We start from the raw sequence: 12,559 nt of genomic DNA, 5'->3' as shown, positions 1-12,559 counted from the left end.
ATTCATGGAATTTAAAGATAAACAAGCCATTTACCTGCAAATCGCAGACTACATCTGCGAGCAGATCCTGCTGGGCAAATGGCCGCCCGGAGAGCGTATCTTATCAGTTCGCGACCTGGCCGCTGCCCTTGAAGTGAATCCCAATACGGTGATGAGAACGTATGAATTTCTCCAAAACAAAGAGATCATTTTCAACAAGAGAGGAATTGGGTATTCAGCTGATGATAAGGCAATTGAAAGAATCCTGCTTTATCGGAAAGAGCGGTTCCTGGAAAGTGAGCTGCCGGATTTTTTCCGTACACTTTACCTTTTAAATATCAGCATGAACGAGTTACAGACGCGCTATGACAAGTTTATTACGGAAACCTATCCAGTCACGAATTAATTTCTACCAAAATGAAGCAAAGTAACATCTTCCTGATCGCACTCTTTTCGCTGACATTTCTTGTCTTGCTGGGTTCAAATCTGATTTTAAAGGCTGAATTCAACCAAATAGACCTGAATGATCCTTTTTATGGTTTCCGAAAAGAAACCGTGAAGCCATTCCAGTATGTAAAACTTGGAGGAAAAACATTTGGCCTCACAGAAATAAATCAGGGCGATAAGTTTGAAGTAATGGCATCACCAGAAAAGAAATACTACGAATGGAAAATCATAGGTGACACATTGGTTTTCAATTACAAGCGGGAATGGGAGCAATACGGGCCATTTACCGAGCAGACTTTTAATATCGCACCTAACTTCTATATCACTGCTCCGGGAATAAAGACGATCACAGCAGATAATGTACCTCTCAGGGTTAAAAACTGGAAAAAAGGGGATTTGGCTATCTCAATGAAAAATGGCGTGTTACTTCTGACTGATAATGCGATCGAAAACCTGGACACTGACGTCAGATCGGGCGGGTTGATCAGGTTTGGGGGACGTAACAGCATTGGGAATGTAAATATTCAGCTGAGGGACAGCAGCAGCCTGAAAGTGGAGAAAGACACCTTCAAATCGTTCAAAGCAGATATAGACACGCTTGCCCACATAGAGATACCCGGAAAATTGTACGAGAAACTGCGGTAGCAAAAGAAATGCCGGGCATTTAACCGCCCGGCATAATAACAAACATCTCGTCGTAAAATCCTTTATTTCACACCCAGCATCAAACTTGTGCTGCCGCCTGCATTGGTGGTGGGTAACACACCATTCCATTTCGAAACCCACTCCTGCTGGATCAGCAGCGGCGTCAATGTTTTCTGCCGCAGCTGGTTTGCCTCCGCTTCCGCCCTGGCTTTGATCAATGTAGCCTTTGCCTGACCTTCTGCTCGTGCAATAATTACTTTCGCTTCTGCCTCTGCCTGTTTCGCCATATTCTCAGCTTTTAACCTTGCTTGTATCGACGTATTTTTCTCATCGATCATTTGTCTGAGTGAAGGCGGAGGGGTAATGGCGGAGGTAAGCTGGTCGTAAATGAACCCGTCTTTTCCCAGTGTTTTGGTTAAAACGTTTTGTACCCGGTCTTCGAAAACTTCGCGGTTTGACATCACGCTATCAGAAGTAAATGAGTTGGCAACGATCCGGTAGGCGTCGTAAATCGTGTTTTTCATAAATCCCTGCTGAATTTCACCTAGCGGACGCCGGTACTGGCGGTAAATCTGCGGTACTTTATCAGGATTAATGTGATAGTTCAGCTTCGGGTCAACCTTGAATTCAGCGGCGTCTTTGGTTGTGATCACGAATGAATCATAATCGACACTCTGCGTGTAAGTAGGGAATTCGATGATCTTGGTTGTCCACGAATTGTACCATACGCGGCCGGTTACCATGGTTATATTATCAACACCTTTGTCGCTCCCGTAAAGATTAATGCGGATACCTACATTCCCGGCGTCGATATTCTCGAAACTGAAAGGTTGTACTGTAATAATGATCGTCAGAAGAATAAAACCGATTAAGCCAAGTATAATGTTTCTTCTCATATAGATTAAAGTTTAGATTTAAGTAGTTGAAGAATGTGGTCCAGTTCGCGGAAAAGGTAATAGAGCGCAGCCAGTATCACTGCCAGACCACTGAAAACCAGTAAGTCATGCTCTGCATTGACGAGCCGCAGGGAATAGGTAATCACGATGATCACCGCGAGCATTTTCAGGAGATGTTGCATAGTTTGGTTGAGGTTTGTTGGAATAAATGTACAGTTGCGGCTTCCAAACGACGGCTTATTTTTATCCAATGGTTTCCAGAGATTTTAAACGCAAGATTTTGCCACATAAAAAAAGGCGCCCTGTGAATCAGAGCGCCTTTCATTTACCTGAATAAGGTACTATTTGGAAAGCAATGCCGCAGCGGGCTCATCTACAAACCAGTGCAATTGTCCTTTCGGCTGAATGACTTGGGACGGATAAAGGTCAATGTTTCTTTCACCTTCCAGAACATTCTTCAACGTCTGTGCTTTGCCTTCGCCAACCGCCAGAAAGGCAACTGCCGCTGCCTGGTTGACAATGGGTGCTGTCAGCGTAATGCGGTACATATCCTGCGCAGGCAGGAAAAAGGAAGTTGCCCAGCGTTTTTCCTCATGTACTACTTCGGTTCCCGGAAACAATGACAGTGTATGTCCGTCATCGCCCATTCCGAGCAGCACAAAATCGAAGGTGGTTTCTTTTCCTTCAAACTGTGTTCGCAAAAGGTGTTCATAGTTGGCAGCAGCATCTTCCGGCGACAAGTCAGTGCGCATCATGAAGATGTTCTCCTTGCTTACCGGAACCTTATTGAGCAGTTCATCGTAGCACATTCTGGCATTATTCCGCGAATCCTCGAAAGGAACAGCGCGTTCATCTCCCCAGAAGAAAAGGATATCTCCCCACGGGATCTGCTCTTTGTAAGGGGATTGTGCAAGCAGTGAATAAAGTTGCTTCGGAGTACTTCCGCCCGAAAGCACGAATGTAAAATGCGGCTTTTCGGAAAGTACCTCTTTTATATAACTTACAAGCCAGGAAGCAAGCTCCTCGCTGAGCTGCTTCCCGTCTTTTGCAATGTGGATTTCCATATGTCAGGGTACAGGTGGGAGATTGATCCAGGTATGTCCGTCGCGGGCGATCAATGCATCGGCTTCGTCAGGACCCCATGAATCCGGTGCATAATTCGGGAAATCCTGCGGCAATCTTGCCTCCCAGGTTTCCAGGATCGGCATAATCACTTTCCACGCTGCATCTACCTGGTCGTTTCGCATGAACAGCGTCGCGTCACCTTCCATTACATCCAGCAGCAACGTTTCGTAAGCCTCCGGCAGGTGTTCCCCGGCCGCAGCGTCGTAGTCGAATGTCATGTCCACAGGATCAAGCGTCATCGTCTGCCCCGGGCGTTTTGACTGGAAACGAATGCTGATATCCATATTCGGCTGAATACTGATCGTCAGCCGGTTGGCGCGCCAGGTTTCAGCTGCTTCTGCCGGGAATGCATAATGCGGCGCAGGTTTGAACTGCAATGTAATATGTGTTGCTTTCTGGTTGAGGTACTTACCGGTCCTTACATAGAACGGTACCCCCTGCCAGCGCCAGTTGTCAATGTAAAATTTGGCAGCAGCAAAAGTATCTATATTAGACTGCGGGTTAACTCCAATTTCTTCACGGTACCCCACTACTCTTTCTCCTTTTTTCCAGCCACCTGAGTACTGGCCACGCACTGCGAAGTCGTGAACCTGCTCTTTTGTAATCCGGCGGATCGCATTCAGAACGTCTACTTTCTTGTTACGGATTTCGTTTGCATCGAATGATACGGGCGGTTCCATTGCGATCATACAAAGGATTTGCAGGATGTGGTTTTGCACCATATCACGCAATGCACCTGCATGTTCGAAATAGCCACCGCGACCTTCAAGGCCTACACTTTCGGCGGCAGTGATCTGGATATGGTCAATGTAATTCCGGTTCCAGATCGGCTCGAACAATGCATTTGCGAAACGCAATGCAAGGATATTCTGAACGGTTTCTTTTCCCAAATAATGGTCAATCCTGAAAATCTGCTCCTCTGCGAACATTTCAGAAAGCAGGATGTTTAAGTCATGCGCACTCGCCAGGTCGTGACCGAAAGGTTTTTCAACCACAATCCTCGTTGTACCTTTCTCAGAACAGATCTTCAACGCGCCAAGCTTCTGCGCGATCGATGGAACAAGCTGAGGCGCAACTGCCAGGTAGAAAATCACGTTGGGATGAACTCCCCACTCCTCTTCTTTCTGCTTGACAAGGTCTGTGATCTTGTGGTAAGCAGCCGCATCGTCTCCGTCCATTTGCAGGTACGAAACATGCTCGGTGAATTCTGTCCAGTGACCATTCTGCTTTCCTTTTCTCCGGGAAAACTTGGTTACACCATCCAGCAAATGCTCATGATAAGCTTCGTTTGTATAGGGACTTCTTCCGATTCCGGCGATTGCGAACTGATCCGGCATCCAGTTATCTAAAAAAAGATTGTAAAGTGCCGGAGTTAACTTCCTGTAATTCAAATCCCCGCTTCCGCCGAAGATAAAAAGTACCGAGGCAGGAGGACGTTTATTGCTTTGCATAAAACTTCGATTTTATTGTTGACCCCACTCTGTATGAAAAGTACCGGGGATATCGATACGTTGGTAAGTGTGCGCTCCGAAATAATCGCGTTGCGCCTGGATTAAGTTGGTCGGCATCCGTTCCGATTTGTAAGCATCGAAATAGCCCAATGCTGACATCAGACCTGCCGACGGTATACCTGCTTTCACAGCATACGCGATCAATTCACGCGTCTTACCTTCTGCTGACTTAACGAGTGCAGCGACCTCTTGGTTCAGTAATATATTGGACAATTCCGGGTTCTGCTTGTAAGCCTCAACAAAGACCGGAAGCAGCGAAGAGCGGATAATGCAGCCGCCCCGCCATACACTTACAACCTCGGGAAGAGGGATATCCATTTGCAGGTCTTTGGAAGCCTGGAACAACATCGCCAATCCCTGTGCGTAGCTCAGGATAGTAGCAAAATACAATGCATCATAAACCAGATCAATCAATTCCTGCTCAGGGAGATCAGCCGCTGCAGCCTGGGTATATAATGCAGCCGCCTGTACCCGCTCATCCTTGTAGCCGGACAATGTGCGCATTGCTACCGCAGTATCAATCACCGGCACCGCAACAGGAAGCTCCATCGAATCCTGAGAAGTCCATTTTCCGGTTCCTTTTGAGCCCGCTTTGTCGGAGATAACATCTACCAGGTAAGCGTCTGTTTTATCGTCTTTTTGCAGGAAAATATCAGCTGTAATTTCAACAAGGAATGATTTGAGCTTGCCTTCATTCCAGGTTTTGAATGTATCCTGGATCTTCTGGTTGCTCAATCCGGCTGCTTTAAGGATCGCATATGATTCGCTGATCAGCTGCATAATGGCGTATTCTATTCCGTTATGCACCATTTTGACATAATGCCCGGCACCTTCCTTACCAAGATAAGCCACGCAAGGCGTACCATCCACTTTGGCGGCAACTGCTTCCAGCATTGGTCTTACATTTTCATACGCGAGCAAATCGCCACCCGGCATAATACTTGGTCCGCGGCGCGCGCCTTCTTCACCGCCAGAAACGCCAATTCCCATGAAGTGGATCTCTTTTTCACGCAGGTATTTGACGCGGCGCAATGTATCGGTGTAATGCGAATTTCCTCCGTCGATGATCACATCCCCTTTTTCAAGCAGCGGCAGCAAAGAGGCAATCACATCGTCAACAGGCTGACCAGCCGGCACGAGCATCATTACATTGCGCGGGCGCTTTAAGAGGCTGATCATTTCTGCCAGCTCGGATACACCTTTTACGGTAGTTCCGGGCGTAGCTGCACCTTCCAATGCGGAATTCTTGGCCGCATCTTTGTCAAAACCGATAACCGAGAAGCCGTGGTCGGCCATATTCAGCAAGAAGTTGCGGCCCATTACGCCCAACCCGATCATTCCAAAATCGAATATGTTTTCTGCCATGATAAATTCGTCTAAAATAAAGTCCCTGCAATATTAAGTGAAAATAGCCTGCGGGGTGATCTTTTATGCAGTTTTGTTGACTGGGGTTTTCGTTACTTACCCGTACAAAGAAGTTTGAATGCGGAGTATTCGGGCACTATAAACAACAAAAAAGCCATTGAAAACAACGTTGAACGTTGTCTTCAATGGCTTTACAGAAGCTTGTGTTATTGATATTATGGTTTTGTTACAACAATCGAAGAAGAGTAAACATCCTGGCTGCCATCTGAAAGCACGACCGGAACTCCGTTTTTCCAATATTTGGCAACGTTTTTCGAGCCGTTATATGCACCACCGGATACGTAAACGTCATTTCCTATGACCGTAATACCCGAGGTATAATTCCCACCCGGCAGAATAACAGGAACTCCGTTTTTCCAGTATTTGGCAATGCTGGTACTTCCGCTGAATTCGCGCCCTGTGATATATACATCACTTCCGAAAACAGTTATATCAAGCGCCTCTGAATAGTTTAAACCGTCAACAAGAGGCACTTCAATGCCATTCTTCCAATATTTTGCTACGTCAAATGTGCCATTGTATTGATTGCCAACTACGTGAACATCGCTACCTGAAACCGCAATTGCATTGGCATACGCACTCATGGATCCATCGGTGAGTTTCGTAATCGCGCCATTCTTCCAGTAACTGGCAACAGAATTGTTACCGGAAACACCAAAACCTGCTACGTAAATATCACCCGCAGAGACAGCAATGCTCCTTGCCCATTTACCTTCGTCCAACTTAACCAGCTCGCCATTCTTCCAGTAAGCGGCAGAAGAGCCCAGTGTATCTGTGAATACACCTGCTATGTACAGATCTGCGCCCGATGCGACAACATCACTCAAAGCAGAAGGATTTTGGTTCTTTGCAAGATTGACTAACATACCGTTCTTCCAATACTTTCCTTTCGCAGCTCCTAAGCTATCATTCGCGTAACCTACTATATGCACATCGCTGCCTGATACTGCAATTGAGGTTGTCAGAATAAGCGAACTTGATGATGTCAGATCAACAGGATTGCCGTTTTTCCAATATTTAGCGGTGAATCTCCCATTTGATTGTTCCCAACCTGCTATGTATACATCCGGCGCAGATGGTATTACGTGATCAACCAATGTACATTGGAGCGAAAAAAGCGATAGCAGAATAAGTGAAAGACCTTTGTAGATTTTCTTCATTGTTGTTGAAAGGTAAGGTGAGTAAAAGAGTACTTTAAGCCGCGCACGAAAAACTAAACCTGAAAACGCTGGCTGAAAGGGAGCAGAATTGTAAACCGGGCACCAGCTCCTTCTTTGCTTTCTGCTGAAATCTGCCCGCGGTGCTTTTCGATGATCTTCTTGGTTACGGATAAACCGATACCTGATCCTTCGTAGCTTTCTTTGGTATTCAACCGCTCAAAAAGGGAAAATATCTTCTCCTGATACTGCATATCGAAACCAATTCCATTGTCCTCAACCAGGATGCAGCACATCGGGATTTCGGATTGGTCAGGCGCACTTCTATTTAGGTCAGATGAAATGTGGGTAATTTTAATGACCGGCGTTGCAGCAGGGTCAGCAAATTTGATCGAATTGCTGATCAGGTTTTGGAACACCTGCTTGATCTGCGCCCGGTTACCTTCGATAGCGGGCAATGCGCCTACGACCAGCTGGACCTTCTTTTCTTCAATCAAAATTTCATAATCATCTTCAATTTCCCTGATCAGCTCGCGAAGCTCGAACAGTTCCGGATTAATCTGATCACTGGATAACCGCGAATATTTGAGGATATCATTGACCATATTCCGCATTCGTACTGAGGATGCAGAGATCTTTTCGAGATATATCTTCGCTTCCGGATTCGCTTCTTTCCCGTAAGTAGTCGCAAGCAGGTTAGAGAAAATAAGGATTTTCCGCAACGGTTCCTGCAAATCGTGCGAGGCTACGGAAGCAAATTGCTGTAAATCGTGATTACTTGCTTCCAGCTGCAAATTGGTTTCTTCGAGCCTTTTATAGTTTTCTTTGAGCTGCTTTTGAGTATGTTTTTGAAAGGAAAGATCAGTAACGATTACACTCAGCGATTCGCGTCCGTCAAGATCAAGCGTGGCGACGGATAATTGGCAAGGGATATTTTTGTCGTTCTGCTGAATGCAAAGCTCCATTTTCATATCCTCTTTCCACCCGTTGCTGATCAGATTTTTGAATGCTTCCTGGAATTCTTCTGCAATAAATGATTCCAATGAAGAGCCTACCACATTCGACAACGGCACGCCGACCATTTCTGCAAACATCGAATTACAGTAAAGGACTGTCCCGTCGCGATTGATCGTCACAGCACCTTCATTCATTTTTTCGATGAAAATCCGGTAGGTATGGTCTGCCGACTTCAATGTGTACAGCTGGTCTCCGGCCTCTGGATCATTCACGATAATAGCGTCAACCTGCCCGGTCCTGATTGCATGGATCGTGTCGTTTGATTCCTGCAACTGCCGGGAAAGCTGCTGCACTTCTGCGAGTAGCTCTTCGTATGTTTTACTGTTATCCATTGCTTTCCGGAGATAGTCCAAGGCCGTGCAGCAACTTTGCCGTATCGGACATATCTCCGATAAATTTTCTTTCCGGATAAGGACTTATTTTTAAGAGAAGGGGTAACGCCAGCAATTGCTGCTGTGACGCGAGCGATTTGTCCTGATAAACATCAATGATCTGCAGACTGTAATTTCCTTTCAGGTAGCGTTCACATATTTCACGGATATTGACGATTGCACGCGTCGAATTTGGCGATGCGCCCGCAACGTAGAGCCGCAGCACGTAAGGTTCAATGCTGTGGTCGGGTGTATCCGGTAAAACAGGTGGAATTTCGTTCATTGTTTGGAAGTCGAACGAATATCCAGACCAACAAGCACTTTTTCTTCATTGGAAAGATCCCCTATAATCTTGCGGATCGGTTCGGGTACCTTTTTTACAAGCGTAGGAATTGCGAGTATCTGATCGCCTTCGGCCAGCTGCGGCTGTTGAAGCAAATCAATGACCTCAATGGTGTATTTGCCTTTCAGGTGCTCTTCGCAGTATTTTTTCAAATTGGTAAGTGCCGCAACAGATCGTGGTGTCTGTCCGGCAATGTAAAGTCTTAACTCCCAAATTCCTTCGATGGGTTCTGTATTCACTTGATCAGAAATCATTGCTTATCTCTTTTTTGAGTGAGCACCTGCCGGTTTTCCTCAATTATACTTTTTTTTAGCTCTTCTTCGATGTACGTCTTGTTAAGTTCTTCCTGAACTGATTCAAACTCTTCACGAAGCGAAGCGATTTTTGATTCGAGTACAAACTTCTTCCGCTCTATCTCGCGATCTTTTCTTGTTACGGCATGATCACGCAGGGCAATACCCGTTTTTTCAAGCAGCTGCTGTTCCTCTCTGGCTGAACCTGTAAGCACACCTCCCGGGCCAAGGAATACATCGACCAGCTTGATACCTGTGTCTGAAATCAAAAACTCCCGAACTTGGTTAGAATGCTTCATACCGCGGGATTTCATCACGTACATTCCCCGGTTACGTTCCCCATTGGACTCGATATCACGCACCAGAAGCCAGGAATCCACCAGAGAGGATATTCCCTCGTCGGATTGTTCAGACCGGTTATCTTTCAGCGCCAGCGCCGTGAACATAACTGTTATTTGTTTGGACTGCAGGTAATCAATAAGTCTGATCAACAGACTTTTTACCTCGCTGGTAGAGCCGACTGTGATCAGATTCGTGATCGGATCCATGACAATGACCTGTGGCTTAACATCTTCGATCATTTTTGTCATTGACAGCAAATGCAGTTCAAGACCATTCAATGTCGGGCGTGACGCCTTAAAGTAAAGAAGTCCGTCGTCCACATGTTTTTGCAGATCCATATTAATGGAGCGCATATTCCTGATGATCTGCTGCGGCGACTCTTCGAATGCGAAGAATATGCACTTCCGCCCGTCTTTACATGCCTGATCTGCAAAATTGGCTGCAATGCTCGTTTTCCCGGTACCTGCTGTCCCGGACACGAGAATGCTGCTTCCTTCGTAAAATCCGGTACCGCCAAGCATTTTGTCCAGTGTAGAAATGCCGGAAGATATTTTATTGGAAGAAACATCATTGTCCAGCATCAGGGAAGTTACCGGCAGCACGGAAATACCTTCTTCATCAATGAGGAAAGGATACTCGTTGGTACCATGCACGGTACCGCGGTATTTGACAATGCGCAGAATACGGGTGGAAACTTTGTTTTCAATACGATGGTCCAAAAGGATCACGCAATCCGAGACATATTCTTCCAAGCCCTGTCTGGTCAGATTTGCGTCGCCCTGCTCTCCTGTGATCACCGCAGTTACCTGTTTTTCTTTGAGCCATTGAAACAATCTTCTGAGCTCGGCCCTTAATATCGCCTGATTTCCCAGACCTGAAAACAGACTTTCCAGCGTATCCAAGACAATCCTTTTGGCTCCGATAACATCAATTGCATAGCCAAGCCTGATAAATAGTCCTTCCAGATTGTATTCTCCGGTTTCTTCGATCTCGTGCCGCTCTACGTGCACATGGTCAATTTTGATCAGCTTATCCTGTTCAAGCTGTTTGAGATCGTATCCCAGTGACATTACGTTTTGCGCCAGTTCCTCTGATTTTTCTTCAAAAGCCACAAAAACACCCGGTTCGTTGAATTTCTGTGCACCGTGCACCAGAAACTCCATTGCCATCAGCGTTTTTCCGGATCCGGCTCCGCCGCAGATCAGCGTGGGGCGCCCTTTCGGTAATCCGCCTAATGTGATCTGGTCGAGACCATTGATGCCGGTGGGTGCTTTCGGCAGCTTTGGTGCGTTTATTTTTGTGGGATCAAAATTCATAGTGCCTGTTGAAGAGCGTTTTATTGTCTTAAAGTAAGTATTTCCTTTGGAGTTGTTGAATGAGCTGCTCAAATTCTTCGATAGAATCCGGCTTCTTGTAAACAGCGGCTACACCTGCGCGCTGCGCGTCTTTGGCAAGTTGCTCACCGGGGGAAGTCGACATGATTACAATGGGAGCTCCCTCGGCAGCGGGGATTTTTTGAACATGCGAAACGGTCTCCAGTCCATTCATCTTCGGCATGTTCATATCGACAATGATGAGCGATACTTTTAATGCAGTATTTTTAAGTAACTCAATGAGGTAAAGTCCGTTCTCGGCCTCGATGAGTTCTGCTGTTATGTTCGACGAAACGATGGCGTGTTTGATGAAAAACCTGTCGTCGCTATCGTCGTCCGCTATGAAAATTGCCTTACTGGAAGTTGAATCGCTCATTACTTTAACCTGCGAATGCTGCTGCTTACTCAATTTGAAAAATCATCGGCAGGCACAAGTCGCAGCTTATCAAACACTTAATCTGCTTATCTGAACAACTCACGCTTTTGAAGAAATGCGCAACGTGATTAGCTGCTCGTTCCATCAAGACTGTCGATCCCAAGTTTACGAAAAAAAGCTGGTTTCGGATTTTCACCCCTGCATTTTAGACAAAATAAAAACAGTCCAAAAACAAAAAAGCCACGTACAAAAAAATGTAAGTGACTTCTTATCTGTGGAGAATAACGGATTCGAACCGTCGACCTCTTGCATGCCATGCAAGCGCTCTAGCCAACTGAGCTAATCCCCCGTTTCATAGCGCCCCGCAAGGGAGTGCAAAGATGAAACGGAGAATTTTTATAAACAAGCCCGCAGGCAATTTATATCGCGGAAGTCAATTACGCTTTCTGTACAGGAACTATCGCCTGCCGCCGCCAAATACCCGGGCAAGAAGCCAGATCACAACGGCGATTACTGCGACAACCAAGATCACTCCTGTCCACATACCCGTTTTGAAAATATCACCGATCACTTCGCAGCTTGCGAGTGTAAATGATAGCAGGAGAACTATGAGGTAATTCAAATAGGCTTTCATTGGAAAGGATTTTTAGGTTAAAAACTTTTCAGCTAAAACTTAAAAAATCATTCCACACGAGAAACAAACCGTGACGCTATACGAAAAGGTTAACCGGGATCAGCTTTTGGCGATCGTGAACAAGCAGCTTTTCAAACAGCCGGACAGTCGCTTCTGCGTCACCGTGAGCGCGGTGACGGTTTTCAATGCCTATTTCGAGGCTCTGGCAAAGGTTACCGAGACTGTATGATTTAAGCCCGGGGAATATTTTCCTGCTCAACTGAACCGTACACAATACATCGCGCTGGAAATACTCATCGAATGCACCAAATTCCCTTTTTATAAATCCGTAGTCAAAACGCACATTGTGCGCCACAAACCATGCATCCTTTGTAACTGCACGTACTGCATCCTGCACGTCGTAAAAAGTTGGCGAATCCTTCACCATCGCATTGTCAATTCCCGTAAGTCGGGTGATGAACGGTGGAATGTAAACTTCGGGATTGATCAGGGAATGAAAAAAGTCAACCACTTTCAGACCATCGTGCCTGAAAACTGCAATTTCTGTAATTCGCGCAGCGCCTCCTCCCCCAGTGGTTTCTATATCAACAATTGCGTACATGAAGTCATTTTCGAACTACAAAAA

The 12,559-nt window shown here is 46.0% G+C and carries 15 protein-coding genes and 1 tRNA gene; 2 read left to right on the top strand and 14 right to left on the bottom strand.

Annotated elements, in window-relative coordinates:
- Positions 1 to 4: 4 nt before the first annotated feature.
- Both ASG33_RS06905 and ASG33_RS06900 read left to right on the top strand, forming a co-directional pair.
- Entirely contained in the window at positions 5 to 385 is a 381-nt protein-coding gene (locus ASG33_RS06905) for a GntR family transcriptional regulator (protein WP_056281705.1), read from the top strand.
- Positions 386 to 396: 11 nt separating this feature from the next.
- Positions 397 to 1,071 carry a GIN domain-containing protein gene (locus tag ASG33_RS06900; protein ID WP_056281702.1) on the top strand — a complete coding sequence of 225 codons (675 nt, stop codon included), beginning with the start codon at positions 397 to 399 and terminating at the stop codon, positions 1,069 to 1,071.
- 62 nt (positions 1,072 to 1,133) lie between these two features.
- On the opposite strand, the gene ASG33_RS06895 is transcribed toward ASG33_RS06900, so the two are convergent.
- The 14 genes from ASG33_RS06895 to ASG33_RS06840 form a co-directional block, all read right to left on the bottom strand.
- Positions 1,134 to 1,967 (bottom strand): SPFH domain-containing protein, encoded by an 834-nt coding sequence (locus ASG33_RS06895; protein WP_056281698.1) that lies wholly within the window; start codon positions 1,965 to 1,967, stop codon positions 1,134 to 1,136.
- Between the two features lie 5 nt (positions 1,968 to 1,972).
- Complete coding sequence (locus ASG33_RS25925) at positions 1,973 to 2,149, bottom strand: hypothetical protein (RefSeq protein ID WP_200942723.1); 177 nt, start codon at positions 2,147 to 2,149, stop codon at positions 1,973 to 1,975.
- A gap of 159 nt (positions 2,150 to 2,308) precedes the next feature.
- Positions 2,309 to 3,031, bottom strand: coding sequence for a 6-phosphogluconolactonase (pgl, locus tag ASG33_RS06890; protein ID WP_056281696.1), 723 nt, complete (start codon positions 3,029 to 3,031; stop codon positions 2,309 to 2,311).
- A 3-nt stretch (positions 3,032 to 3,034) separates the two neighbouring features.
- The gene (zwf, locus tag ASG33_RS06885) at positions 3,035 to 4,543 is read right to left on the bottom strand and encodes a glucose-6-phosphate dehydrogenase (RefSeq protein WP_056281692.1); all 1,509 of its coding nucleotides are present in this window, start codon (positions 4,541 to 4,543) and stop codon (positions 3,035 to 3,037) included.
- Positions 4,544 to 4,555: 12 nt separating this feature from the next.
- Positions 4,556 to 5,968, bottom strand: a complete 1,413-nt coding sequence (gene gndA, locus ASG33_RS06880) for an NADP-dependent phosphogluconate dehydrogenase (protein WP_056281688.1) — start codon at positions 5,966 to 5,968, stop codon at positions 4,556 to 4,558.
- A gap of 215 nt (positions 5,969 to 6,183) precedes the next feature.
- Entirely contained in the window at positions 6,184 to 7,188 is a 1,005-nt protein-coding gene (locus ASG33_RS06875) for a hypothetical protein (RefSeq protein ID WP_056281685.1), read from the bottom strand.
- Positions 7,189 to 7,241: 53 nt separating this feature from the next.
- The gene (locus tag ASG33_RS06870) at positions 7,242 to 8,534 is read right to left on the bottom strand and encodes an ATP-binding protein (protein ID WP_056281682.1); all 1,293 of its coding nucleotides are present in this window, start codon (positions 8,532 to 8,534) and stop codon (positions 7,242 to 7,244) included.
- Positions 8,527 to 8,856: a circadian clock KaiB family protein gene (locus ASG33_RS06865; protein ID WP_056281677.1), complete on the bottom strand. Its 330-nt coding sequence runs from the start codon at positions 8,854 to 8,856 to the stop codon at positions 8,527 to 8,529. The genes ASG33_RS06870 and ASG33_RS06865 overlap by 8 nt, the downstream gene beginning before the upstream one ends.
- Positions 8,853 to 9,170, bottom strand: coding sequence for a circadian clock protein KaiB (gene kaiB, locus ASG33_RS06860; protein ID WP_056281676.1), 318 nt, complete (start codon positions 9,168 to 9,170; stop codon positions 8,853 to 8,855). Before kaiB ends, ASG33_RS06865 begins: the two co-directional genes overlap by 4 nt.
- The gene (gene kaiC, locus ASG33_RS06855; RefSeq protein WP_056281671.1) at positions 9,167 to 10,867 is read right to left on the bottom strand and encodes a circadian clock protein KaiC; all 1,701 of its coding nucleotides are present in this window, start codon (positions 10,865 to 10,867) and stop codon (positions 9,167 to 9,169) included. Before kaiC ends, kaiB begins: the two co-directional genes overlap by 4 nt.
- A 28-nt stretch (positions 10,868 to 10,895) precedes the next feature.
- Entirely contained in the window at positions 10,896 to 11,333 is a 438-nt protein-coding gene (locus ASG33_RS06850; protein ID WP_056281669.1) for a response regulator, read from the bottom strand.
- A gap of 242 nt (positions 11,334 to 11,575) precedes the next feature.
- A tRNA-Ala gene (locus ASG33_RS06845) sits at positions 11,576 to 11,649 on the bottom strand.
- Between the two features lie 108 nt (positions 11,650 to 11,757).
- Entirely contained in the window at positions 11,758 to 11,934 is a 177-nt protein-coding gene (locus tag ASG33_RS25920; RefSeq protein WP_200942722.1) for a hypothetical protein, read from the bottom strand.
- A 76-nt stretch (positions 11,935 to 12,010) separates the two neighbouring features.
- Positions 12,011 to 12,535: a PolC-type DNA polymerase III gene (locus ASG33_RS06840; protein WP_056281666.1), complete on the bottom strand. Its 525-nt coding sequence runs from the start codon at positions 12,533 to 12,535 to the stop codon at positions 12,011 to 12,013.
- Between the last annotated feature and the right edge of the window lie 24 nt (positions 12,536 to 12,559).

This window comes from Dyadobacter sp. Leaf189 (assembly GCF_001424405.1).
Lineage (GTDB): Bacteria > Bacteroidota > Bacteroidia > Cytophagales > Spirosomataceae > Dyadobacter.
Note: the sequence above shows the minus strand (reverse complement) of the source record. Positions and strands in the feature narration are given on the sequence as shown.